This is a genomic window from Sphingobium rhizovicinum (genome assembly GCF_042647625.1).
GTDB classification, from domain to species: Bacteria; Pseudomonadota; Alphaproteobacteria; order Sphingomonadales; family Sphingomonadaceae; genus Sphingobium; species Sphingobium rhizovicinum.
The window spans coordinates 1-23628 of the sequence record NZ_JBHRVU010000005.1; the positions used below are offsets into that span (position 1 = coordinate 1).

A 23628-nucleotide genomic window follows, 5' to 3' on the forward strand; every position below is an offset into this window, starting at 1 on the left:
CCCTCAAGATAAGATTTCATCGAGCCGTCCGTAGACCACGACGTTGATAGGTCGGATGTGGAAGTGCGGTAACGCATGAAGCTAACCGATCCTAATTGCTCTGTTCACGCTTAAACGGTTCATTACGAACCAATGAGTCCCACCATCAACAACAACCCTGATACCCAGGACCATGTTGATCATACGGTCTTATTCTCACCAGATATGCACGGATAACATCGATCAAAAAACAATGCGCAAGCTATATTGCTTGGTGACCATAGCGTCATGACCCACCCGATCCCTTCCCGAACTCGGCCGTGAAACCTGACTGCGCCAATGGTACTGTGGCTCAAGCCCCGGAAGAGTAGGGGCTCGCCAGGCATTATAGCTCGCGCATTAAACACAAAACCCATTCGCAATCTCCCAAACAGGGCGGCTTTCTTCAGGAAAGCCGCCCTATTTGCATTATGCGCGAGCATCTTCCCCTATTCGAAAAAGGCGACGGCTCGGACTTCGATGCTCTAACGGATGCGCGTGTCCGGCAAGCTGCGATCATGGAAGGCTGTATGCGGGCAGCGCCACGTTACATCATGATCGCTGTCCTGAAATTTGAACAGCAGCACATCGTCCGCCGCCATGTTCGAAAAATACCACCAGCGATGCCGGTCGCGATGGCGGAAGATGGAAGCGGCGATCATCTGATCCTCGCCATCGACCGGCACGGTCAGCGCCTCGCCGGTCGGCAATTCATCCACCACGAACAAGGTGTTGGACGTCGCTTCCTCGTCCGACACGGTGCGCCCGTCGCACAGCGCGAGCGGCCAGTCCTGCGGGCCGGGTGAGAAGGTGCGCCAGAAGCTGGAGACCCGCAAAAACCGGTAGTGTTTGGACGGCTATGATGATTCATTGAGGGCGCGCGATCACGGAGGCCAGCCATGGATCCCAAGTCCCTGTTCAGTTTGAGCGATCACCTTGAGGCATTGAGCAAGGAGGGCGATCCGCTTGAGGTTTTGCAGGAGACGGTGGATTTCGAGTATTTCCGAGCGTGGCTGGTCGAAGGGCTTGGTTATGGCGATGGAGCCAAAGGCGGACGCCCACCCTTCGATCCGGTGATGATGTTCAAGGCCCTGATCCTGCAGGCGCAGCATAATCTGTCAGACGCCCCGATGGAGTTCATGATCCGCGATCGGCTGAGTTGGCTGCGGTTTCTGGGACTGTCGCTTGGGGACCGCACGCCGGATGAGAACACGATCCGGCATTTTCGCAATCGCCTGACCGAGACGGGAACGCTCAAGCGGGTGATGAAGGCCTTTGACTGGCAACTCCAGAAGAAGGGCTACATTCCAATGTCCGGCAACTCGTGGACGCCTCGCTGGTGCCTGCACCAAGACAGCGGAACACCGAGGGCGAACGCGAAGCGATCAAGTCGGGCAAGAGCGCCAGAGATATCTGGCCGAACGAGCCGAACAAGGCAGCACAGAAGGATACCGACGCGCGCTGGACCCTCAAGATCGGCGGGAAAGTTCGGTATCGAGCGGATGGAACGCCGCTCCCCATGATCGCCCTGCCGGTCTTCGGCTACAAATCCCACATCAGCATCGATCGACGCTTCGGCTTCATCCGAGGCATGGCGGTGACTTCGGCGTCAGCGGCGGACGGGCGTCTTCTCCGGCAGGTCGTCAGCACGGACAATACCAGTTCCGAGGTCTGGGCAGACAGTGCCTATCGCTCCAGGCGCAACGAGAAGTGGTTGTCGGATCAGATGCTCACGTCCCGCATTCATCGGCGCAAACCTATGGGCAAGCCGATGTCGAAGGCCACCTCGCGGGCCAATGCAGCCAAATCCTCGATCCGGGCCCATGTCGAACATGTCTTCGCCCATCAGAAGAACCGGTTCAACCTGTTCATCCGCACCATCGGCCTCGCCCGCGCTGAGGCAAAACTGACGCTTTGCAACTTGGCCTACAACTTCAACCGCCTGATTTTCCACGAACGCGGGAATGCAGGGGCTGACTCTGTCTGCAAGCCAGCCAAACCGGCGAAATCAACGCTAGGCATCGTGGAAATCGGTCCGAACGATGCCGTTCGTGCGCTCCGAAGCCTCGACGTCTGTCAAGCCAGGCCGAAATTACCCGTTTTTGCGGGTCTCCAGCTGACGCAGACAGACCGTCTATAACCCGGCCCATCGGGGAAAGCGGCGGCATAGGCCCGCTCCGCCGCGCGCCGTCCGGTAATCTCATTATAATCGACATGCGCTTCGCCGGCTGGCGGCTGGATGCCGCCTTCATGGCGATAATTTTCTACCTTCTCCTGCGCCCGCGCGGTCAGGTCGGCCGATGTGCGGATCATCCACCCGCCCGCCGACACGCAGGACGCAGCGGTGAGCGCCTGTATCGCCGCCTCGCATTCGCGCAGATAGAGGCGATCGACCTCCTCCTTGTCGAAGAAATTGCGGATCGCGCTGCGATGTCGGCCAGCATGAAGCCATGGGTGTCGAATTCGAAATGATCGCGGATCGGCATCCCGTCGCGCACCAACATGCGATGGTCGCTATAGGTGCCGGTGTTGATCTCCACCCCCTGCGACACATAGCGCCGCGTGACGAAATCGCCTTCGTCGAGATAGCGGATCAGCGCGGGTGCCTGCCGCGCGCTGTCCTCAATATCCTCGGTTCTGGCCAGCGTCGCCATCACGCCACCTCTTCGGGCAGCGCGCCGATCACCGACTTGACCTCCAGAAATTCCTCCAGCCCGAACTTGCCGAATTCCCGGCCATTGCCCGATTGTTTATACCCGCCAAAGGGCATGTCGAAGGCAAGCCCGCCGGCATTGACGAACACGGCGCCAGCCCGAATCCGGCTGACGAACTTGCGGGCACGGGCCGGGTCGCCCGCAACATAGGCGCCCAGACCATAGGGCGTGTCATTGGCGATGCGGATCGCATCCTCATCGTCATCATAGGGCATCAGGACCAGCACGGGGCCGAAAATCTCCTCCTTTGCGATCGTCATGTCCGGCGTCACATTGGCAAAGACGGTCGGCTGCACATAGCTGCCCGCCTCCAGCCCCTCGGGCCGCCCGGTGCCGCCGGTGACGAGCGTGGCGCCTTCGTCAATGCCGGTCTGGATCAGGCCCTGAATCCGGTCCCATTGCCGTTGGCTGACGACCGGGCCGATATGATCGCCCTCCGCCTGCGGGTCGCCGACCTTCTTGGCAGCGAACAGCGCGCCGACCTTCTGCGCCGCTTCGTCATGCTGGGAGCGGTGGACCAGCATGCGGGTGGGGGCCACGCAACTTTGTCCACTGTTGAGCAGCACGCCGCCCACGCCACCCGCAGCGCCAGGTCCAGCGGCGTCCCTTCCAGGATGATGTTGGGCGACTTGCCGCCCAGTTCCTGCGCGACGCGCTTCACTGTATCGGCGGCATTTTTCGCCACCATGATGCCCGCGCGGGTCGATCCGGTGAAACTCACCATGTCGATATCGGGATGCTTGGCCAGCGCGGTGCCCACGCCTTCGCCATCCCCCTGTACCAGGTTGAAGACACCGCCGGCACGCCCGCCGCCCCCAGTATTTCGGCGAAGATCGCGGCGCAGCTAGGCGCCTCTTCGGAGGGCTTGAGGATCATGGTGCAACCCGCCGCCAGCGCCGGGCCGACCTTGGCGACGATCTGGTTCATCGGCCAGTTCCATGGCGTGATCAGCGCCACCACGCCGATCGGCTCGCGCACCACGCGATTATCGCCGATCTTCTCGCTGAACTCGTAATTTTTCAGCGCCGCCAGCGCCTGTCCCAGATGGCCAAGGCCCGATCCCGCCTGCGCCGTCTGGGCGATGGAGATGGGACAGCCCATTTCGGTGGCGATGGCGCGGGCGATGTCGGGCACGCGCTTCTGATATTCACCGATGATGCGCTCCAGCAGCGCGACGCGCTCTTCGCGGCTGGTCAGCGAGAATGTCTCGAACGCCCGGCGCGCGGCGATCACGGCGGCGTCCACATCTGCGGCCGTGCCCAATATCAGGTCGGCGGCGCTCTGGTCGGTCGCGGGATTGATGACGGCGATGGTCCGGCCGCCCTGGCTGTCGACCCACTGGCCATCGATATAATGCTGAAGCGTGTTGGGCATGATGAATGTCCTTATGCGGGAAGAAGGCCGAGTTCGGCGTCGGAGGCGGGCGTGCCCCATTTGTCGCGCGGCGGCAGGGGGCGGCTGTCCCAGGGCGGATCGAGCGTGAAGCTGGAGATGGTGCGGCCTTCGGGCAGGCGCCCGTTGCCGCCACCCTGACTATAATCATAATAGAGCGTCATCAGCTCGCGATGGCCGTGATGCCGCTGGGCCACCGGATGGGCCAGACAGGCGTCACGCCAGCGCAGCAGCCGGGTCAGATGCTGGGGGATCTGATAGGCTTCATAATAATCGAGGAACCACAGCCGTTTGAACATCGGCGTGAAGGCGACCTCCGCCCAGCCGAACCGGTCGAACAGAAAATCCCCGTCCGGCGCATAATGGCGCAGAAACGCGTCCAGCCGCGCATATTGGGCGTCGATCTCGGCCTTGTGCTCTTCGCGCTTCGCCGGTCGCGGTTCAGGATCATGCGATAGCCCGCCCCGGTATATTGCCCGTCGGTCGCGCACAGCATCGCCTCGACCGCATGTTCATAGGGGTCTTGCCGCGCCACCGGCGGATCGGGAAAGCGATCCTCGAAATAGCGCATGATGACCATGCTCTCCTTCAGCGTCTCGCCATTTTCCAGTTCCAGCGCGGGCAGCGCCGTGGTCCCCCGCGTCTTGGCGAGCAGCCAGTCGGGCCGGGGCTGCGATATGTCGATCTCATGATCGGCCATGATGCCGTGCAGGCCCTTCAGATCGAGCAGCAACTCGATCCGCTCGGAAAAGGGGCATCCGGGGATATGGTACATGCGCAGCTGCCCGGCGGGCGGTTCGTCCTGCCAGCCCATGGATCAGGCTGCCGTCGCGGCCGGGCGGGGCGGCATTTCGCTCTGCGACCTGGCGAACATCGCCTGCGTGGCGGGGCGGGCATTGATCCGCTCGATCCAGGCGACCAGATGCGGCGTCGCCGTCTTGTTGACGATGTCGGCATAGCCAAACTGCATCCCGTTCGCGATCGCGAAGTTGCAGATGTCGGCCAGCGTATAGTCTTCGCCTGCCAGCCATTCGCTTTGCGACAGCCGCTGTTCCAGCCGGTCGATCGACACGCCAATCTTGCGCATTTCCTCGTCCAGCACCGCCTGCGGGAAGCCGGCACGGGCGCTGCGCCATTTGGCCTGCTGCTCCGGGACCGGGATATGCTTCAGCTTTTCCTCGAATTCGGCGTCTGACAGCTTGCGCGCCATCGGGCCGATCATCCGTTCCCAACCGATGGTCGACACGCACCAGCAGAAATATTCGTCCACCCATTTGGTCCAGACCCGCATCTCGGCGATCTGCACCGGATCGGCCGGGCGCAGGCGCGGGGCATCCGGAAGGCATCTTCCAGATATTCGCAGATCACGGTCGATTCGGTGATGATATGCCCGTCATGGTCCAGCGCTGGCACCTGCCCGCGCGGATTGATCGCCTTGAACCAGTCCTCATGATGTTCGAACCGGGTCGGATCGACAAAGCGGGGGTGAATTCCAGCCCCTTTTCATACAAAGCCAGCAGGGGTTTCAACGAATTGGCGGCCGGACCGAAGCTGTAGAGCGTCAACATGCGCTGGTTCATCCTCACCTTGTGGTTATGGCGTCTTGGGCGCCTTCGGACGGGAAAGTGGCTGGCGCTCCGGCGGGTCGCAAGTCCTCTGTCGATACTATCAGTGCCACTACCCGGCACCTTAACCTGTCAGTTTCAATGATAGCGCCGCCACTCGTCTTGCAGCGGGGACAAGCCTTTGCTCTGGATGGGGAAAGACATTTGGAGAGGAAGATGCTGGAACTGCTGACGTCGGAAACGCCCAATGGCTGGAAAGTCGCGATCCTGCTGGAGGAACTGGGCGTGCCCTATCAGGTGACGCCTATATCCCTGACCGACCGGGTGCAGAAACAGGACTGGTATGTCGCGCTCAATCCCAATGGCCGCATACCGACGCTGGTGGATCATGATGCGGGCGATTTTGCTATCTTCGAATCCGGCGCGATCCTGCTCTATCTGGCGGAAAAATTCGGGCGGTTCATCCCCACCGACGCGCAGGATCGCAGCCGGGTGATCCAGTGGGTGATGTGGCAGATGTCCAGCCTTGGCCCCATGATGGGGCAGGCGACCGTCTTCACCCGCTATTTCGACGAGAAATTGCCATCGGTGATCGATCGCTATGTTCGCGAAAGCCAGCGCCTGTTCGGCGTCATGGACGCGCGGCTTGCCGATTACGACTATCTGGTAGGCGACTATTCGATCGCCGATATGGCCTGCTTTCCCTGGATACGCGGCCATGACTGGGCCGGTGTCGACATGGGCGGTTTCCCTCACCTTCAGCGCTGGTTCGAAAGAATTTCAGCGCGGCCCGCGGTGCAGCGCGGGCTTCTTGTCCCCACGCCGCCCACGCCCGAAGAGATGGCGGAGAAGACCACGAAACAGGGAAAGACCATTCTCGCGTGAGCGCCTTCCTCCAGCGGATCGTTCGCATCGAATGGGGCCATTGCGACCCCGCCGGCATCGTTCATGCGCCCCGCTATTTCGACATTTTCGGCGAAAGCACGATGCTGCTGTTCGAACAGGCGGGCCTGCCCAAGAAGCGCCAGATGCTGGCGACCATGCCCTTTGCCGGCTTCCCGATGGTCGATGTGTCCGCCCGCTTCTTCATCCCCACCGCCTATGGCGACGATGTGCTGGTGGAGGCGGATGCGCCATCCTTCGGCAATAGCAGCTTCACCGTCGCCCATCGGCTGTCGCTGGATGGCGAATTATGCGTGGAATGCACCGAAAAACGGGTCTGGACCGCGCCCGACGCAAGTCGACCCGCCGGATTGCGCGCCGAGCGAGTGCCGGATTCGGTACGGGCATTGTTTCCGTCCTGATATATGTTCACCGCCCGGCAAGCCTATCCGCGCCATAGCATCGCCTGCAATAAGGGAGATGCGTCATGGAGCAATCATTGGGTCTTTCCGACCGGCGCAGCCTGATCGCGACGCTGGCGCTGCTGCCGCTGGCGGCCTGCGCCACGCCGATGGGCCGCTATACGGTCGAGGATGCGGTGCGCCGGCTGCTGGAATTGTCGAGCCAGCGCGCCTTTGCCCGGCTGACCGAACCGGGCGGCTTCTATGATGACCAGCTGACCCGCATCGCCCCTCCCGATCTGGGCGGCGGTAAAGGCGGCGCGGTGCTGTCCGCGCTGTTGCGCACCAACGCCGTGCGCAACCGGGTGGCGATGGCCCTGAATGACGTGGCGGTCGACCTGGCCGACCATGCCGCGCCGGTCGTGATGGACGCGGTGCATCGCATGACTTTGGCCGACGCCATATCCGTGTTGCGCGGCGGACCGACGGCGGCGACCGACCTGCTGGCCCGCGAAGCGCGTGGTTCGGTGGTCGAGGCGCTGTTGCCCGGCGCATCGCGCGCGTTGCGATCGGACATGTTCGAAATGCTTTCGGCCGCGCTGTCCGCCACCGGCGGCAAGGATTATGCGGCGATCGCCGACAATGTTTCGGGCCAGATTGGCGACGCGATCTTCCGCGCGATCGGGCGGGAGGAGGCGGAAATCCGGCGCGATCCCGCCGCGACCCGCGATCCGATCCTGATGGCGCTGCTGCGATAGTTTTTGACGGCGCGATTTCCCGGCAAATCGCTTAGGTCTTGATTTCCGCGCCGGGGCATGGTGTCCCCCGCCCATGGAACAGAAACATCCCGGCGTCGCCGGCATCCCTTGGGATCAGCCCGCGACCATGATCGACCTAGACGGCAAGGCTCCGCTGATTGGCACGATCCGCGATTGCGCCGTTCATTTCGGCCTCTATAAGCCGCATGCAAAGGCGCAGGCGCGCGTGCTGCTGACCCAGCCGGTCCACCGCGAAGGGCGCAAGACCCGCACCTGGCTGCTGGAGCCGGAAGAAATTGAAGCGCTGGCCGACCGACTGAAGCGCGAGACGAACTGATCGTAAACGCCGGGCGGGTTTCAGGCCAGCACCGGCGCCTCCGTTTCCGCCATCAGTTGCGCCAGTCGCTGCGCGCTGACATCGTCCAGCGGCGCGAACAGCAACAGCCGCTGGCCCGGCGCCTCTTCGATCGCATAGCTGGTGTGGCGGAACATGATTTCGCCCACCCCCGGCATGTCGGCGATATTCGTATCCTCGAAATGGGCCATGATCTCCGAATCCTGCCAATATCGCTGGAAGAATTCGGACTGCTCCATCATGTCGGCGATGATCCCTTCGAACACCTCCGGCTGGGCTGTGCGGCTATAATCCCATTTGAAGCGGGCGATCAGCCGCCGGCACATATCCTGAAACTTGTCCGGATCGGCGCGATAGCGCGGATGCAGCATCAGGATGCGGAACAGATTGCGCTCCTCGCGCGGCAATTGGCTGTAATCGCGGAAGGCTCGGCCGACGAGGCGGTTCCAGCCGATCACGGTCCAATCCTCCACGATCACCAGCGCGGGAATGGACAGGGCGTCCATCAGATGCTGGGTGCCGGCATGGATCGTCTCGTCGGCGCGGCGGGCCAGCGGCGGCGGACGATGCTGCGCCAGCGCGAACAGAAATTCGCGCTCATTGGGCGTCAGGCGCAGCGTCCGGCTCAACCGCTCCAGCATCGGCGCGGACAATTGCACCTCGCGCCCCTGTTCGAACCATGTGTACCAGGTGACGCTCATCCCCGCGAGCGTCGCCACTTCCTCGCGCCGCAATCCGCGCGTGCGGCGGCGTTCGCCGGCCGGCAATCCAACTTCTGACGGGGCGAGCTTCGCGCGTGCGGCTTTCAGGAACCGCGACAATTCTTCCCTTTGTGCCATGCCTTATCCAGTTACTCGCAATGATGGGACATCCAGCGGCCTTCTTGCGGGCCGTCTCCTCTGCAAGACCGCTTGGTCTGCGGTCGGCAACATAGCCGAGACTAGACAGGAGAGCGATATTGGCTGGCAAGCTATTTGTGACCTGCGCGGTGACGGGAAGTTCACCGATGCCGACACACCCCGATTTCCCCTTCCGCCCGGATCATGTGGCGGCCGAAGCGCTGGCGGCGGCGGAGGCCGGCGCATCGATCATCCATGTTCATGTACGCGACCGGGAAACGGGCGATCCCTCGCAGGCGCTGGAGGATTATCGGGAGGTCGTCGGCCTCATCCGGGCAAAGAACAACGAAGTCATCCTCAACGTCACCACCGGGCGGGCTGCACCTGGATGCAGGGGGATGAAGACCCGCCGTCTGCGGTCCCGGCACACTGATGTTCACGGCCGAACGGCGGCTGGAACATATTCTCGACCTGCGGCCCGACATGTGCACGCTCGACATTTGTACGATGCAGCTATGGGGCGGGTGGCGATCAACCTGGACCCGATGATCACGAAAATGGGCCATATGATCCAGGATGCCGGGGTATTGCCGGAAATCGAATGTTTCGAGGCCGGGGATTTCGTCTTCGCCGACGATCTGATGGCCAAGGGCGCGATCCCCAAACATGTGCCCTTCACTTTCGTTCTGGGCACTAAATATGGCCTGCCTGCAACATCCGAAGCCATGCTCTACGCCAGGAACCAGATCCCCCGCGGCGCGCGTTTCACCGGCTTTGGCGTCAGTCGCCACAGCATGCCGATGGCTGCGCAATCGATGCTGCTTGGCGGCAATATCCGGGTGGGGTTTGAAGATACGATTTACCTTCGGCGCGGCCAGATGGCGGCGAACAATGCGGACATGGTGCGCTGGGCGGTGGAAATGGTCGACCGGATGGGCGGCGACATCGCCAGCGCCGGGGAAACGCGGGCCATGCTGGGCCTGAAGCAATAGGGAGAGGATGGGATGACACAATTGGCAAAGGCGCCGATGGCGGATGTGGCGGGGAAGACAGCTTTCATCACCGGCGGAGCGAATGGCATCGGCCTTGGCATATCGCGCGCGCTGGTGCGGGCGGGCGCCAATGTGGTGATCGCCGATATTCGCCCGGAATCGCTGGCGCAGGCAAAGGCGGATCTTGGTGCCGATGCGCAGGTGGAAACCGTGCAGCTGGACGTCACCGATCGCGCCGGCTTCGCCCGCGCGGCCGATATGGCGGAGGCGCGTTTTGGTCCCATCCATATGCTGATCGGCAATGCCGGCATCGGTGTGATGGGGCCGGTGCTGGATGCACGCTATGATGACTGGGACTGGGGGCTGGGCGTCAATCTGGGCGGCGTAATCAACGGCCTCGTCACCCTGCTGCCCCGGATCAAGGCGCATGGGCAGGGGGGGCAGATCGTCACCACCTCGTCCCAGTCTGCGCTGATCCCGGTCAATTATTCGGCCATTTACACTGCCGCCAAGGCCGCGATCCTGGGCCTGTCCGAAGCGATCCGGGGTGAACTGACGGCGGAGAATATCGGCGTGTCCGCCTTCATGCCCGGCCCCGTGCAAAGCCATATCGCCCATAGCGGCGAACTGCGCCCGGCCGCCTATCGCAGCGACAGCGGTTATAAGCAGCGAGAGGATGATCTGGAAAAGCGGCCCGTCTCTCCGCTTTGGATGAGCGCGGACGAGGTGGGGGAGCGGGTGCTGGCCGGCATTCGCGCCAACGACCTCTATATTCTGACTCATCCTGAATTTGCAGACGGCATGCGCACCCGGTTCGACGCGATACTGGCGTCGATGCCCGATGAGACGATCCATCAGGAACGGGCAGGGGAAATCGGCTTCCTCCTGTCCAACCCGTGTTTGACGATCAGTTGGCCCGGCGCAGGGCCGCGCTGCTCATGCCGTCCTGAACCGCTCCTGGCTGGCCAGGCGCACCCCGGCATTGGGTGCGCCATAACCTTCATAGCCGCGCCGCTCGACAAATTCGAAGAAGAAGCGTTTCTGGAAAGCCCGGCTGTAGAGCTGGCGATAGTCGCCGGCATCGTCCGCATCATAGAGGATATGGGCGTCGCGCAATTGCGTGCGCGTCGCCCCGTCCAGCCCGAAGCGCGCCGCCAGATCGGCATAATAATTGCCGCCGATCGGCAATATGTCCGCCCCCTTTTCGGCGATCCTGTGGGCGGTCGCGGTCAGATCGTCGCTGGCGAAGGCGATATGCTGATAACCGCCGCCGAAATTATGCCCGACGAAGCGGGAAGACAGCGTGCCCGCCGCATCGGATGCGTTGAGCGTCAGGCGCAGCGCGCCGTCGGCCGACCGCAGCGGCTGGCTCAGCACCAGACCGGACGGGTCGATGACGTCCGACTGGAGGCTCTGCTCCAGCCCGAACAGCGCCCGCCAGTAAAGCTGCCAGGACAGATATTCATCGATCCGCACCACGGCAGCCAGATGGTCGATGGTCAGCGGGTGGGGATCGACCGCAGCGCCGGTCGGTTCGAATTCCGTATCCCACACGGCGGGGATCTCCTCCTCGCCGATCAGGTAGATCAGGCTGCCGCCGATCCCGCGCAGCGCCGGCACCGACAGATTGCCCGGTGCCTCCGCCTGATCCACCTGCCCGATGTCGAGGAAGGCGGCGCGCGCCGCGACCGCGTCGCGATCCGGCACGGCCAGCCCCACTGCGCAGATGGACGGGCCATGCGCCCGCTCGAACCCCTGACCGAAACTGTCCGGCTGGGCGTTGATCACCAGATTGACCGATCCCGCCTGCCAGCGGGTGACAGCCTTGGTCCGGTGCACGCCCGTCCGGGCAAAGCCCAGCGATCCGAACATCTGCTCCAGCGCGGGCGCATCCTGCGCATTGACGGCGAACTCGACGAATTCCGGGCGCACCGCGGCGGGCGGGGCCGGCACGGCGGGCGTGCGGCCCAGCAGTCGCTCCGCCGCATCCTCCACATGGCGCAGCGACCGCAGCCCGTCGGCGGCGATCAGGTCGGGCGACCAGCCGCGGAACCGATCGTTGAAAATCTCCAGCGACAAGGGGCCATCATAGCCAGTGCGGATGATCTCCGCGACATAGTCCGCCACGGGCAGGCCGCCTTGTCCCGGAAAATTGCGGAAATGCCGGCTCCAGTAGAGCAGGTCCATCTCCAGCCTTGGGGCGTCGGCCAACTGGACGAAGGCGATCTTGTCTCCGGGGATCGCCTGGATGCTCTCGCTGGGGATGCCGCGCGAGAGCGAATGGAAACTGTCGAGGATGATGCCGATATGGGGATGGTCGACCGCTTCCACGATCGCCCATGCGTCGCGATGGTCGAACACATGCCGGCCCCAGGCCAGCGCCTCATAGCCCACGATGATGCTGCGCTTGCCCGCCCGCTCGCCCAGTTCCTGCAAGTCGGCGACGATGCGGTTGCGCTCGCCCAGCGCATGGGGCGAACAGTTGGAGCAGACGAGGATGCGGTCCGCGCCGAGGTCGCCCATCAGGTCGAACTTCGCCTCCGCCCGGTCCAGCGCCCGCTGCCGCATCGCGCCCGGCATGCCTTCGAAATCGCGGAACGGCTGGTACAGCATGCAGCCAAGGCCCAGATCGTCCATCATCGCCCGCACCTCGCGCGGGGACAATGGCGACGCGATCAGGTCATTTTCGAAAATCTCGACCCCGTCGAAGCCGGCGGCCGCCGCCGCGCGCAGCTTTTCCTCCAGCGTGCCGCTCAGCGATACGGTCGCGATCCCGAAAGTCATCGGCGGGTGCCTCCTGTCAGCGCCGCGTGGAAATTGGCGGCCATGCGCGCGGCGTCCGCCTTGCGCCCGGTGAAATGTTCGAACGCGCCTGCGGCCTGATGCACGGTCATGCCGCTGCCATCCAGCGTGACGCAGCCCGCCGCCTTCGCCTCACGCAGCAATTGCGTTTCCAGCGGGAAATAGACGATGTCCGTCACCCAGAAGTCGGGCCGCAGCAGGTCTTGCGGAATGGCCGATCCGGGATAGCCCGCCATGCCCAGCGGCGTCGCATTGACCACGCCGTCGGCATCGGCCAGCGCGGCGGTCAGATCCTGCCCCACCACCGCGCGCCCGTCGCCATGCAGGGCGCACAGAGCCGCGCACAGTTCGGCCGCCCGCGCGCCATTGGGATCGAACAAAGTCAGCGTGCCGACATACATGCCCATCAGGGCGTGGGCGGTGGCGGCGCCTGCACCGCCACCGCCCATCTGTACGACCTTTCCGAAACGCGACCCGGAAGGCAGACCCGCGCGGAGATTTTCCGCGAAGCCTTGAATATCGGTATTATGGCCGATCCGCCGGCCATGCTGGAACACCACCGTATTGACCGACCCGATCTGCGCCGCCTGCGGCGACAGGTCGTCCAGATGCGCGATCACCGCCTGCTTATAGGGGTGGGTGACATTGACCCCGGCGAACCCCGCCAGCTGCACCGCGTCGAGCAGGCGGGGCAGATCGCCCGCATCCATGCCGTCCGCCGCCAGATCGAACAGGCGATAGACCAGCCGCAGCCCCTGCGCATCGCCTTCGCTTTCATGCAGCATGGGCGACAGCGACGCCTGAATGTCGCGTCCGATAAGGCCGGTGAGGTAGCGAAACTGGGTCAAGATCGGGCCATCCAAGAAGAGAAGAGCCGCCTCCGCCCGCAGGGGAGGAGGCGGCAGGGGGAGATCAGAAGTTGAATTTCGCGCCGACGTAGAAGGACCGTCCGACCATGTCGTAGGTGCCGGCGTCGGTGCCGTTCTGGGAACTGGCGACGAAGGGAATGCCCTTGTCGAACAGATTGGTGATGCCGGCGCGGAACTGGACATTCTTCGTAACGTCCAGCGTCGAGAAGACATCGAACAGATTATAGGGCTTCACCCCCACCTGTTCCGCCGCCGGAGACGTCACCGCGCTGATGTCGCGCAGCTTGCCCTGATAGCGCCAGCGCAGGCCGATGCCGAACATATCGGAGCTGTAGCCCACCGTCGTCAGCGCCTTCCACTTGGGCAGGGGCCGGCCCGGCGTGCTGGTGCCGACGAAATCCTGCGATGCCTGTCCCGGCAGGGTCTGGACCTTATAATGGTTCAGCCAGCCGATCGCCGAAGACGCATAAATCTTGCCCGATCCATCGCCGATGCCCGCTTCGGACAGGCGCAGCGACCAGTTGACCTGCACATCGACGCCATCGGTGTCGAGCGCGCCGAGGTTCAGGTAAGGCTGGGCGATCGCCACGAGTTGACCGGTCGGATCGCGCTGGATCAGCTGGCAAAATTCGTTGCCATTGGAATAGCTGCTGTTCGACCCGTCCAGATTATAGCATTTGGCCAGCACGGTCAGGCCGTTGATGGTCGAAATGACGTTGCGGATCTTGATGTTGTAATAGTCGACCGAGAAAGAGAATCCCGACAGCCAGGGTGAGGAAAATTTCGGATTGAGCACGAAGCCGACATTGAAGGTGTTGGCCTTTTCCGGGGTCAGGGCGCTGTTGCCCTGAATATTGCCGCCGGTCGCGGTGGTCGCGAACTGATAGGCGTCGATCGCGGCGGCCGGAATGCCCTGCGCCAGACAGAGGTCACGCACCTGCGCGCCATTGGCGCCGGTCCGGGCGGTGGAGCGGACGTCGCACGGGTCGCCGATCGCGGCGGGCGGCGTGCCGATCGCCAGCTGCGATCCGGTGACGGGGGAGAATAGCTCGCCGATATTGGGCGCGCGCACGGCCCGCTGGTAAGAACCCCGGATCAACAGCGCGTCTACCGGCTGCCAGCGCGCATCGAACTCATAGCTTTTCACGCTGCCGGTGGTGTTATAGTCGGAATAGCGGAAGGCTGCGCCAACGCCCAACTCATGGAAGAAGGGCGTGTCCGACAGCAAGGGCACGTCGATCTGCGCGGCAAATTCCTTGACGCTGATCTGGCCCTGTGCCGGGTTGGAGCCGACCACCGATTCCACATTATTGGACACCAGATCGGGGCTGGGATCATATTTATACGTGTTCTTGCGATAACCGGCGAGCAGCGCCAGTTGCACCGGCCCGGCGGGCAGGTTGAACAGCGGGCCATTCACCTGTCCCTGCACCTGCGTCTGGGTCAGCCGCTCGCGGCTGTTGACGGTGGCGGTCATATAATCCTGGCATGCCTGCGACAGGCTGGTCGCATTGGTGATGCCGAACGGATTGAAGCCGCCGGCGCATAGGGATGCGCCGCCATCCGCCGCATTCAGCAGCGTCTGCACGCGGGATTTCAGCACCGCGTTGAACATCGACTGATTATGGACCGTCTCGTCATAGGAAACGAAGCCGTCGAACTTCCATGATCCGCCGATCGTGCCCTTCAGGCCGCCCAGATACTGCTGGACCCGGTAATTTTCGTCCCATCCTTTGTCGCCGATGCCGACATAGCGCGCGCTCCAGCGGAACGGGGCGCTCGGATCGGCGCGCGACGCCAGCAACGTGCGCAGGTCGTTGGGTATGAAGGGATTGGTGACGGGGATGGTGGTGAAGGGCGCGAACTGCGTCAGGCTGCCGCCCGCTTCGGTGGTGACGGTCGAATCGACATAGAGGAACTGGCCATAGGCGGTCAGCGTCTCCGTCAGATCGAACTCACCCTTGGCAAAGGCGGATTTGCGTTCGAAGGCGTTCAATATCTGAAGCTGTGGCCCCACCGGCATGCGCACATTGCCGCCGACCACGGCATAGGCGTCGGTCGTTGGCCCCTTGTAATTGATCGCGCCGGTCTGCACGAACAGGGTGCCGTCATTGTTGAAGCCCAGATTCAGCGTCCGGTTGATCGGATTGGTGACGCCATATTGGGCGAACACGCCATTGAGCGCCGCCTGGCTCGGCAGGTTCAGCGCATTGGGCACGAAGGCGCCGGTGCCGATGAAGGAAGACGGCACCTTGTCGTCAAAGAAGCTGCGCTGCGAACCCGACAGCGGATCGCGCTGGCCATAGCTCAGCGCCAGCATCAACCGGCCGCGATCGTCGGCAAATTTGGTGCCCAGCGCCAGCGATGCGTTGAACTTGCCATAATCGCCGCGAAAGCTGTTGCCATTCTGGATGTCGGCGCGCACGCCGTCGAAATATTTGTCGGTCTTGAAATTGACCACGCCCGACATGGCGTCGGACCCATAGATGGCCGATGCGCCGCCGGTGATGACGTCGACCGATCCGATGATCGATTCCGGCAAGATATTGATGTCGACATTGCCGTTAATGTCCGACAGCGGCAGACGGCGACCGTCCAGCAGCACGAGATTGCGGTTGGAGCCAAGGCCGCGCAGGTTCAGCGTGGCGCGCCCGCCCGCACCCTGGCCGCCGGTGCCGGCATTGCCCGACGGAGTGAAGCCGGGCAGCTGGTTCAGCGAATCTTCCAGCGTGATCTGCCCGCTCTGCTGCACCAGCTCATCCGATACGGTGACGATGGGGCTGACGGCGACATTGTTCGGCCGCGCGATCAGCGATCCGGTAACGACGATGTCGGCCGTGGACGGCTGGTCCGCTGCGGCATCGGTCGCCTGCGGCGCCAGGGCGGCCGCAGGCTCGGCCTGATCCTGCGCCCAGACCGGACTGACGCAGGCGCTCAGCGCCATCGCGGCCAGCGACCCGCCGATGCGAAGCTGCATATGAAAACCTGACTTCATCCTATCCTCCCATTATTATTACTAACTAGTTCGTACATTATCATTTACACCGATGCGTGGACGGCCCTTCAATCCATCTCCACCCGGCGAACATCCCCCACGATGAAGACATAGGCGGCGGCCCCGATCAGGGCGAGCACACCGATGAAGGCCAGCGCGCCATAGAAAGAGCCGGTCTGCCCCACGATCACCCCGACCACGATCGGCGTGACGATGCCTGCCAGATTGGCGCACAGATTGAACACGCCGCCGGTCAGGCCGACATATTGGCGCGGCGCCACGTCGGAAATCAGCGTCCAGCCCAGATTGACCATGCCCTGACCGAAAAAGGCGATCGACATGATGGCGATGACCAGCGTGTTGCTCGTCACATAATTGGCGGCGACGATGGTCGATGCCAGCAGCAGCCCGGCGACGATCGGCAGCTTTCGGCCGATATTGGCGGATCCGGTGCGGCGGATCAGCAGGTCGGAAACCTGCCCGCCCAGCAGCACGCCGGCCGACGCCGCAATATAGGGCAGCACGGCGAAGGTGCCCGATTTCAGCCAGTCCATGCCCCGCTCGGTCGCCAGATAGGTCGGGAACCAGGTCAGGAAAAAGACCAAAGTCGAATTGCCGCAAAACTGGCCGATCGACGCGCCCAATATCTGGCGCTTGCCCATCAGCTTGCGGACATTCGCCCAGGAAAAGGGGATTTTCGCGTCCTGCTTCGTCGCGGTCAGCCCGCCGCCGGCGCGGATATGCTCCAGTTCGGCGGCGTTGATGCGGCTGCTGTCGCTCGGATCGCGATAACGGGCGTACATCAGCAGGCCAAACGCCATGCCCAGCGCGCCGGCAATCAGGAACAGGGCGCGCCAGCCAAAGCTGCCCACCACCCAGAACAGCACTGGCGCGAAAAAGGCCAGCCCCGCATATTGCCCCACGGCATAGACCGAATTGGCCCGCGCACGTTCATCCTGCGGGAACCAACTGCTGAGAATGCGGCTGTTGCACGGGTAGCAAGGTGCTTCCGCCACCCCCAGCGCCAGGCGGAAGCCGAACAACATTGCCACATTTCCGGCTATGCCGTGGAGCAGGGTGAAGAAAGACCAGAGGATCAGCGATCCGGCGTAGGTGATGCGCGTGCCAAGCCGATCGAGCAGCAGCCCGCCGGGTATCTGCGACGCGGCATAGGTCCAGGAAAAAGCGGAAAAGATGAAGCCCATCATTTCGGGCGAAATCTTCAGTTCTGCGGTCAGCGACGGCGCGGCCACGCCCATCACTGCGCGGTCCATGTAATTGAGCAGGGTAGCGACGCTGATCAGCGCCAGTACGCCCAGCCGCGCCCTTGTGGGCTTCAGCAATTGCGTCGACGCTCTCATGCTGCTTTCCGTTCATCAATCTGGAGCAGATGGCGCACCGCCAGCGCATAGCCGTCAATGCCCATGCCCGACAGCATGGCCGTGACCGACCGGCTCATGATCGACCGGGACCGCCATTCCTCGTCGCGTTTGTGAATGTTGGAGATATGCACTTCGATGATCGGGCAATCGCACATTTTGAGCGCGTCCAGCACAGGATAGCCGGCATAGGAGAAGGCGGCCGGGTTGATGACGACGCCAAAGGCGCCGACTCGCGCCTGATGCAGCCACTCGACCATCTCATGTTCGGCATTGGTCTGGCGGAATATCAGGCCGACGCCCGATCCATCCAGTTCGCGCAGGCAGGCGGTCTCGACATCGGCCAGGGTTTGGCGGCCGTAAATATCCGGTTCGCGCACGCCCAGCAGGTCCAGATTGGGACCGTTGAGAATATGAATGAAACGCTGGCCCATGACCGGCCTGATCCTCCCGCTGCGTGCCGGGATGACGCTCCCGATCTTGCAGAATCACCTTTACGCCGGTTCAGATCGCGCGGCAAGCAAAATGTACGAACTGGTACATGCAATGAAAGATAAAATTCAGGGCAGCGCGCGCACGGCGATGCGATCGGCCTGATAGGAGCCAAGCCACAGGTCGCGGCCCACGATCACCGCCGCCGATACGCCGTTGAAGGTCGGATCAGGCGGGCCATAGGCGACCAGCGAGAAGGACTGCCTCGCCGGGTCCAGTTGCGCCACTGCCCAGCCGCGATGACAGGTCATGCCGTCGGCCACGCCATGGACGATCTGCCGCACCCCGCCGCAGGCTGGCTCGTCGCGCACCATTCCAGCCAGCAGCAGCCGGTCGCCATCCCAATGGATATTGTCTGGCATGAATTCAGGGGCCTGCGCGTGCCATAGCGGCTGGCGCGTGTCGTGCCGCGCATAGCCGACGACCTCGCGCCGGCCAAAGGCGATGACATAGAACCCGCTGTCGTCCTTCGCCGTTTCCAGTCCGTTATTGCCCGGCAGTTCCGTGCCCGGCAGCAAGCGGAAAGCCGGTTCGCCGGGCGCGCGTTCATAAACGCCGCCGGTCGGCTGGCCGCGCACGAAATCGGTGATGCTGGTTCCCGGTCGGGTCAGCACTGTCGCGATCACCGTGCCGTCGCTATAGGATGCGACACTGTTGGCGACATGCCCGGCCGGCATGGCCAGGCATCCCTGCCAGCGCAGCGCCGGTTGTTTACGGGTATCGCGATAATCGACAGCAAATATCTCGATCGCCTCGCGCCCGCCATGATTGACCACCAGCAAACGGGCCTGTCCTGGCGCCGTGACCCGCAGGCTCAGTCCCCGCGCGGTGAACAGCGCCGGATCGGGAGATGTCTCACAATCGGGATAAAGCGGGTCGCGCGCGACCTGATCGGCCTCATTTCTGAACCAGAACGCGGCTTTGCGCGTCCGACTGTCGACGATCTTCAACCCCGCGCCGGTCGCAAAGCCGCTCGCGACGATCCATGGTGTCTCAGGAACCCGCGCCAGATCCTCCGGCTTCATCGCTTCGCTGACAAACGCAAATTGCGATGTCGTTCCATGTGTCTCCGTCGTTGTCTCACCGGGCAGAACAGCGCATCCGCCCAGCAACAGCGCCAGAAGAAAAGCCGCCCGACTCATGTCACGCGATACACGCGAATACGCACCGATGGCTTTGGCGCATCTTCTGGCGGCGTACCGATCGTCCCCACAAAAATGGCCTGATTGAGCCAGGCATGCGGCCCTTCGGGCGCTTCGAAAATCGGAACAGTGCGCAAATAACGCTGCGGGGCGTCCGGCACCTTACTGTTGGTCAGCCCGACATTGCGCACATGGATCAGCGCGCTGTCATTGGCCTGCATCATATAATCGGCCTCGATCACGGTCCAGTTGTCGGTCCGTTGCAACTGCCAATCCGCCCCGCCCGCCAGCACCTTGCCCCTGATGCGCGGCCCGGCGAAATGGCCGCCGGTGATCGGCACGCGCCGCCGCGTTCCCAACGGCGTCCGTCCGACCTCGATCGTCGGCTCCAGCGTCACGATCGCCTCATAGACGAACGCCAGCCCCGGTTCGTCAGGCTCGGCGGCCTGCGCCGTCCCGCCAATCCATGCTGTTAGCGCAATGCCGCCAGCCAGCATGCTGCGCCTGTCCAGGTCGCCCATGTTCTTAATCCCTGATCCGCGGTCGTTGCGTCGGCGTTGCTGGCGCTGCATCCTTTAACAGCGGCAAATCCCTGAAATGCGGCCAGTCGATCATCCCGCCAGTTTCGCCAAAGACATGCAGTTTCGGCGTGGTGGCCTTCCATGCTGGCCAGTCAGTGCCCGGATTGCCATTGCGGGCGAAGGCAATCAGCCGATCCATCATGTCCGCAGACAAGGAGCGGTCCATCGCCGTCCAGTCGCGCGTCGACCGGAAGAGATTCAGGCTGTCCAGCGTCCCCAGCCAATAGGGCACATCGGCGGTATGATAGGCCCCTACCGTCGCCGGATCATGATCGGCGAACGTGACGCCCGGTCGATAGGGGTGGGTGCGCGTGAAGAAATAGGCATAAAGCGGCGCCTTGCCCTTGGACGATTGCGCCTTCGCCCACTCGGCCATTTGCAGCCCCAGCGTCGAATCCCGCTCGACATCCCGCGCCGCACGCTGGGCCTCTTCCGCCGTTTGCGCCGGATAGGCCCGCAAGAGCTGTGTTGCCGTCTTAGGAAAGGCAAGCCGCACCGCTGCTTCATAGTCGGCGACGCTGGCGATTGGTCCCAGCGACCGGAAATATTCGTCCTGTGTGAAGCCGATCATCATCGGCACATCATTCTGCCGTCCGGCAGCAAAGGCGGCCTGCGGCGCTTCCGCCACCACTTGCCCGTCAATCACGACTGGCCGGCGCTTCATCGGCGCGGCCAGCGCGATCAGTCGATCAGCGGGCATATCGCGCATCGATTCGATCGAGGACGCGCCCAGCGCTTGTTGCAGAGCAACCCCTTCCGCCTCCGCATCGGCCAGCGGAGCGGGGGCCATCAATTCGCCCAGCGCGCTGCCGCTCATGCCGACGACGCGATGAAACAGGCCCCTGGCGGCCGGACTGGCCTGCAACAGGGATATGGACATCGACCCAGCCGACTGGCCTGCGATCGTCACATTGGTCGGATCGCCGCCGAACGCCGCGATGTTGCGCTGCACCCAGCGCAGCGCTGCGATCTGGTCTTTCAGTCCATAATTGCCCGAATGGCCCTGACCTTCCTTCGTCAGGTCAGGATGGGCCAGAAAGCCGAGCGGCCCGACGCGATAGGCGATCGAGACATAGATCGCGCCCTTGCCTGCCAACGCCTCGCCCGCATAATTGGCCATGGATGCGGAGCCGACATTGAAGCCCCCGCCATAGATCCACGCGATGACCGGATAAGGTTTGCCAGACGGAGGAGGAGCTTCGGGCGCCCAGATATTGAGATACAGGCAATCTTCGCTGGTCGCCTCCTCCCCGAAATAATGGTTGATGCTGCGCCCCCGCAACGGCTGGATGCATTCAGGCGCGGGGCGATCCGCGTTCCATACGCCTAGCCAGGCCGCATGAGGTTGCGGATCGCGCCATCGCAAATCGCGTACCGGCGGCGCAGCAAAAGGCACGCCTAGCCATTCCCGTATCCCGGACGGCAATGTCTTGCCTGCGATCAGCCCCGCATCGCCATGCACCGGATCGCCAGCTGGGCGCTCCACCACTTGCGCGAGTGCTGGCGACGCCATTGCCAGCGCGCCCAGCGCCGCACACAGGCGCAGTATCACTTGCCGCCCTTCAACTGCGCATCGAAGAAGCGGAAGGTCATATCCAGCGCATGCAGGCTGGCGGCGCGGGTTGCCGCCGCATCCACGCCAATCCAGCTATGGCCGACCCCGGGAATGATTTCCAGCGTGACTGGCACGTTCGCCGCCTTCAGCTTCGCCGCCAGTTCGCGCGATTGCCCGACGGGCACGGTCTGGTCCTCCGTGCCATGGATCAGCAGCATCGGCGGATCTTGCGGATCGACATGCGCGGCGGGACTGGCGGCGGCGATCCGATCGGCAGGGCAGGCCCCCTTCATGCAATCCAGATACTGGTTTTCGGCGCGGGGGATGGCCGCTTGCGGCATGGTGGCGAAGTCATAGACGCCATACCAGCCGACCGCGGCCTGAACGCAATCATTCTGCCCGGCGTTATTCTTGTCTGCCCCCGTCGGCGCATGGCCACAATCCAGCGCCGCGAGCGCCGACAATTGCCCGCCCGCCGATCCGCCCCAGATGGCGACATGCGCCGGGTCGATGCCATAGCGACCGGCATTGGCTTTGAGAAAACGGATCGCGCTGCGCACATCGTCGATCGCGGCGGGGAAGGGGGCCTCGCCCGACAGGCGATATTCCAGCGACGCAACGACATAGCCGCGCGCGGACAGGTCGGCGAGGACGGCGGTAAAATCGCTGAACGCTCCCGATTGGCGCGTATGTCCCGCCATCCAGCCGCCGCCATGAACATAAATGACGAGCGGTAGCGCCTTGTCAGCTTTGACAGGGCGATAGAGATCGAACGTGATCGGCCGATAGCCGGCTATGGTCGAAAAGGGGATGTCTGCGCTGACGCGGACCCCATGGCCCAGCGTCAGCAGGCGTTCGGGCATGGGATCGCCCAGCGCCGGCTCAGGCCCGGTGGCGAGCGCGGCAAGTTGTGCGCTGGCGCTATGACTGATGAACGCCGCCATGGCTGCGACGATGGATGCTGTGCAGGCAAGCCGTTTCATATCTCTCTCCCGGTCACCTCTTATGAGCGAACCATTTCGTACATTGGTATCGTGAACGAGAGGCGACGGCAAGTCGTAATTGCCGCTTATGTTGCTTCCCAACCAGTCCTGTTTAACGCGCGCCCCACCGCCCCTTTCGGGTCAGCGACGGCACCAACTGTCGATCACGTCGATCACGCTCATCCGCCGCCGCGCCAGCGCTTTGGGTGAGCTCATGTCGCGTTCAAATCCATAGGAAAAGGTATAGCGGTTGGAGACGTTGTAGAAGCAGAGTGCGCTGATCGTCATGTGCAGTTCGACAGGATCAATATCTTCGCGAAACTGCCCGTTATTGACGCCGCGCGCCAATATGCCGCGCAGATGTTCGACCACCTTGCGGTTGCGTTCGCGAATACCGGGGATCTCGCCGACATGGGCGCCGCGCAGAATATTCTCGTTCATCACCAGCCGGACGAATTCGGGATGCTGGTTATGATAGTCAAAGGTCGCGCCGACGACGTCGCGAAGGGCGGCGTCCGGTTCCAAGTGATCGCGCAGATTGTCCGCATCCATCTCACGCACGGCGGTGTAGGCGCGCTCCAGCACGGCGCGATACAGACCTTCCTTGCCGCCGAAATAATAATAGATCATGCGCTTGGACGCATTGGTCCGTTCGGCGATTTCATCGATGCGCGCACCGCTCAGCCCCTTATCGGCAAATTCCGCCGTCGCCACATCCAGGATGTTCAGCCGGGTTTCTTCCGCATCGGTGGCGCGCGATGCGCCCTCCGGCGATGTCGTTCTAGCCATGCGTCCATTTCCTCTCGCGTTTGCCTCGCATGGCGTCGACTTGCATCTGTTCCATAAGGGCGTTGAACTGATGTTGGACAGCGGCGTCAATCCCTTCCGGCGCATGCCGCCTGACCAAGGTGACA

The 23628-nt window shown here is 63.1% G+C and carries 23 protein-coding genes, 2 rRNA genes and 4 pseudogenes; 10 read left to right on the forward strand and 19 right to left on the reverse strand.

Features of this window, described 5'->3' with window-relative positions:
* Positions 1-114 (forward strand): 23S ribosomal RNA (locus ACFOKF_RS18905); the annotation flags it as partial.
* Between the two features lie 135 nt (positions 115-249).
* Positions 250-363, forward strand: a 5S ribosomal RNA gene (gene rrf / locus ACFOKF_RS18910).
* Positions 364-503: 140 nt separating this feature from the next.
* Here rrf and ACFOKF_RS18915 read toward each other — a convergent pair.
* Positions 504-854: a CmcJ/NvfI family oxidoreductase gene (locus ACFOKF_RS18915; RefSeq protein WP_380797909.1), complete on the reverse strand. Its 351-nt coding sequence runs from the start codon at positions 852-854 to the stop codon at positions 504-506.
* A 63-nt stretch (positions 855-917) separates the two neighbouring features.
* Between ACFOKF_RS18915 and ACFOKF_RS18920 the strand changes: the two are divergent.
* Positions 918-1975: pseudogene (locus ACFOKF_RS18920) on the forward strand (IS5 family transposase); the annotation flags it as partial.
* 119 nt (positions 1976-2094) lie between these two features.
* Here ACFOKF_RS18920 and ACFOKF_RS18925 read toward each other — a convergent pair.
* From ACFOKF_RS18925 to ACFOKF_RS18955, 7 genes and pseudogenes are all read right to left on the reverse strand, one after another.
* Positions 2095-2331 carry a hypothetical protein gene (locus ACFOKF_RS18925; RefSeq protein WP_380797910.1) on the reverse strand — a complete coding sequence of 79 codons (237 nt, stop codon included), beginning with the start codon at positions 2329-2331 and terminating at the stop codon, positions 2095-2097.
* Complete coding sequence (locus tag ACFOKF_RS18930; RefSeq protein WP_380797911.1) at positions 2328-2675, reverse strand: hypothetical protein; 348 nt, start codon at positions 2673-2675, stop codon at positions 2328-2330. The genes ACFOKF_RS18925 and ACFOKF_RS18930 overlap by 4 nt, the downstream gene beginning before the upstream one ends.
* Positions 2672-4166: pseudogene (locus ACFOKF_RS18935) on the reverse strand (aldehyde dehydrogenase family protein). Before ACFOKF_RS18935 ends, ACFOKF_RS18930 begins: the two are co-directional and overlap by 4 nt.
* On the reverse strand, positions 4118-4615 hold the full coding sequence (locus tag ACFOKF_RS18940) for a glutathione S-transferase family protein (protein WP_380797912.1): 498 nt from the start codon (positions 4613-4615) through the stop codon (positions 4118-4120). The pseudogene ACFOKF_RS18935 and the gene ACFOKF_RS18940 overlap by 49 nt, the downstream one beginning before the upstream one ends.
* Before the next feature lie 104 nt (positions 4616-4719).
* Positions 4720-4938 (reverse strand): annotated as a pseudogene (locus ACFOKF_RS18945) (glutathione S-transferase N-terminal domain-containing protein); the annotation flags it as partial.
* 3 nt (positions 4939-4941) lie between these two features.
* Positions 4942-5430 (reverse strand): glutathione S-transferase family protein, encoded by a 489-nt coding sequence (locus ACFOKF_RS18950; protein WP_380797914.1) that lies wholly within the window; start codon positions 5428-5430, stop codon positions 4942-4944.
* Complete coding sequence (locus tag ACFOKF_RS18955) at positions 5343-5615, reverse strand: glutathione S-transferase family protein (protein WP_380799299.1); 273 nt, start codon at positions 5613-5615, stop codon at positions 5343-5345. The genes ACFOKF_RS18950 and ACFOKF_RS18955 overlap by 88 nt, the downstream gene beginning before the upstream one ends.
* Before the next feature lie 290 nt (positions 5616-5905).
* Between ACFOKF_RS18955 and ACFOKF_RS18960 the strand changes: the two genes are divergently transcribed.
* The 4 genes from ACFOKF_RS18960 to ACFOKF_RS18975 all read left to right on the forward strand — a co-directional run bounded on the left by ACFOKF_RS18960 (position 5906) and on the right by ACFOKF_RS18975 (position 8067).
* Positions 5906-6574 carry a glutathione S-transferase family protein gene (locus ACFOKF_RS18960; RefSeq protein WP_380797915.1) on the forward strand — a complete coding sequence of 223 codons (669 nt, stop codon included), beginning with the start codon at positions 5906-5908 and terminating at the stop codon, positions 6572-6574.
* Positions 6571-6993, forward strand: a complete 423-nt coding sequence (locus ACFOKF_RS18965) for an acyl-CoA thioesterase (protein WP_380797916.1) — start codon at positions 6571-6573, stop codon at positions 6991-6993. The genes ACFOKF_RS18960 and ACFOKF_RS18965 overlap by 4 nt, the downstream gene beginning before the upstream one ends.
* A gap of 65 nt (positions 6994-7058) precedes the next feature.
* Complete coding sequence (locus ACFOKF_RS18970) at positions 7059-7730, forward strand: DUF4197 domain-containing protein (protein WP_380797917.1); 672 nt, start codon at positions 7059-7061, stop codon at positions 7728-7730.
* A gap of 73 nt (positions 7731-7803) precedes the next feature.
* Positions 7804-8067 carry a hypothetical protein gene (locus ACFOKF_RS18975; protein ID WP_380797918.1) on the forward strand — a complete coding sequence of 88 codons (264 nt, stop codon included), beginning with the start codon at positions 7804-7806 and terminating at the stop codon, positions 8065-8067.
* 20 nt (positions 8068-8087) lie between these two features.
* On the opposite strand, the gene ACFOKF_RS18980 is transcribed toward ACFOKF_RS18975, so the two are convergent.
* A complete protein-coding gene (locus tag ACFOKF_RS18980) occupies positions 8088-8924 on the reverse strand; it encodes a helix-turn-helix transcriptional regulator (RefSeq protein WP_380797920.1) in 837 nt (278 codons plus the stop codon).
* Positions 8925-9061: 137 nt separating this feature from the next.
* On the opposite strand from ACFOKF_RS18980, the gene ACFOKF_RS18985 reads away from it, so the two are divergent.
* Together ACFOKF_RS18985 and ACFOKF_RS18990 are read left to right on the forward strand one after the other, a co-directional pair.
* Positions 9062-9916 (forward strand): BKACE family enzyme, encoded by an 855-nt coding sequence (locus tag ACFOKF_RS18985; RefSeq protein ID WP_380799300.1) that lies wholly within the window; start codon positions 9062-9064, stop codon positions 9914-9916.
* A gap of 36 nt (positions 9917-9952) precedes the next feature.
* Positions 9953-10474: pseudogene (locus ACFOKF_RS18990) on the forward strand (SDR family oxidoreductase); the annotation flags it as partial.
* A gap of 378 nt (positions 10475-10852) precedes the next feature.
* Here the strand turns inward: ACFOKF_RS18990 and ACFOKF_RS18995 are convergent.
* The 5 genes from ACFOKF_RS18995 to ACFOKF_RS19015 form a co-directional block, all read right to left on the reverse strand.
* The gene (locus ACFOKF_RS18995) at positions 10853-12700 is read right to left on the reverse strand and encodes a bifunctional sugar phosphate isomerase/epimerase/4-hydroxyphenylpyruvate dioxygenase family protein (RefSeq protein ID WP_380797921.1); all 1848 of its coding nucleotides are present in this window, start codon (positions 12698-12700) and stop codon (positions 10853-10855) included.
* The gene (locus ACFOKF_RS19000) at positions 12697-13566 is read right to left on the reverse strand and encodes a shikimate dehydrogenase (RefSeq protein WP_380797924.1); all 870 of its coding nucleotides are present in this window, start codon (positions 13564-13566) and stop codon (positions 12697-12699) included. The genes ACFOKF_RS18995 and ACFOKF_RS19000 overlap by 4 nt, the downstream gene beginning before the upstream one ends.
* A gap of 64 nt (positions 13567-13630) precedes the next feature.
* Positions 13631-16582 carry a TonB-dependent receptor domain-containing protein gene (locus ACFOKF_RS19005; protein WP_380797926.1) on the reverse strand — a complete coding sequence of 984 codons (2952 nt, stop codon included), beginning with the start codon at positions 16580-16582 and terminating at the stop codon, positions 13631-13633.
* A 68-nt stretch (positions 16583-16650) separates the two neighbouring features.
* Positions 16651-17943 carry an MFS transporter gene (locus ACFOKF_RS19010; protein ID WP_380797927.1) on the reverse strand — a complete coding sequence of 431 codons (1293 nt, stop codon included), beginning with the start codon at positions 17941-17943 and terminating at the stop codon, positions 16651-16653.
* The gene (locus ACFOKF_RS19015) at positions 17940-18395 is read right to left on the reverse strand and encodes a type II 3-dehydroquinate dehydratase (RefSeq protein ID WP_380797929.1); all 456 of its coding nucleotides are present in this window, start codon (positions 18393-18395) and stop codon (positions 17940-17942) included. Before ACFOKF_RS19015 ends, ACFOKF_RS19010 begins: the two co-directional genes overlap by 4 nt.
* Here ACFOKF_RS19015 and ACFOKF_RS19020 point away from each other — a divergent pair.
* Positions 18394-18558, forward strand: a complete 165-nt coding sequence (locus tag ACFOKF_RS19020) for a hypothetical protein (RefSeq protein ID WP_380797931.1) — start codon at positions 18394-18396, stop codon at positions 18556-18558. The genes ACFOKF_RS19015 and ACFOKF_RS19020 overlap by 2 nt on opposite strands.
* Here ACFOKF_RS19020 and ACFOKF_RS19025 read toward each other — a convergent pair.
* The 5 genes from ACFOKF_RS19025 to ACFOKF_RS19045 all read right to left on the reverse strand — a co-directional run bounded on the left by ACFOKF_RS19025 (position 18522) and on the right by ACFOKF_RS19045 (position 23503).
* On the reverse strand, positions 18522-19595 hold the full coding sequence (locus tag ACFOKF_RS19025; protein WP_380797933.1) for a hypothetical protein: 1074 nt from the start codon (positions 19593-19595) through the stop codon (positions 18522-18524). The two genes, ACFOKF_RS19020 and ACFOKF_RS19025, sit on opposite strands and share 37 nt — an antisense overlap.
* Complete coding sequence (locus ACFOKF_RS19030) at positions 19592-20116, reverse strand: DUF3237 domain-containing protein (RefSeq protein ID WP_380797935.1); 525 nt, start codon at positions 20114-20116, stop codon at positions 19592-19594. Before ACFOKF_RS19030 ends, ACFOKF_RS19025 begins: the two co-directional genes overlap by 4 nt.
* A 4-nt stretch (positions 20117-20120) precedes the next feature.
* Complete coding sequence (locus ACFOKF_RS19035) at positions 20121-21728, reverse strand: carboxylesterase/lipase family protein (protein WP_380797937.1); 1608 nt, start codon at positions 21726-21728, stop codon at positions 20121-20123.
* On the reverse strand, positions 21725-22714 hold the full coding sequence (locus ACFOKF_RS19040) for an alpha/beta hydrolase fold domain-containing protein (protein ID WP_380797938.1): 990 nt from the start codon (positions 22712-22714) through the stop codon (positions 21725-21727). The genes ACFOKF_RS19035 and ACFOKF_RS19040 overlap by 4 nt, the downstream gene beginning before the upstream one ends.
* Before the next feature lie 141 nt (positions 22715-22855).
* Complete coding sequence (locus ACFOKF_RS19045) at positions 22856-23503, reverse strand: TetR/AcrR family transcriptional regulator (protein WP_380797940.1); 648 nt, start codon at positions 23501-23503, stop codon at positions 22856-22858.
* Positions 23504-23628 lie beyond the last annotated feature (125 nt).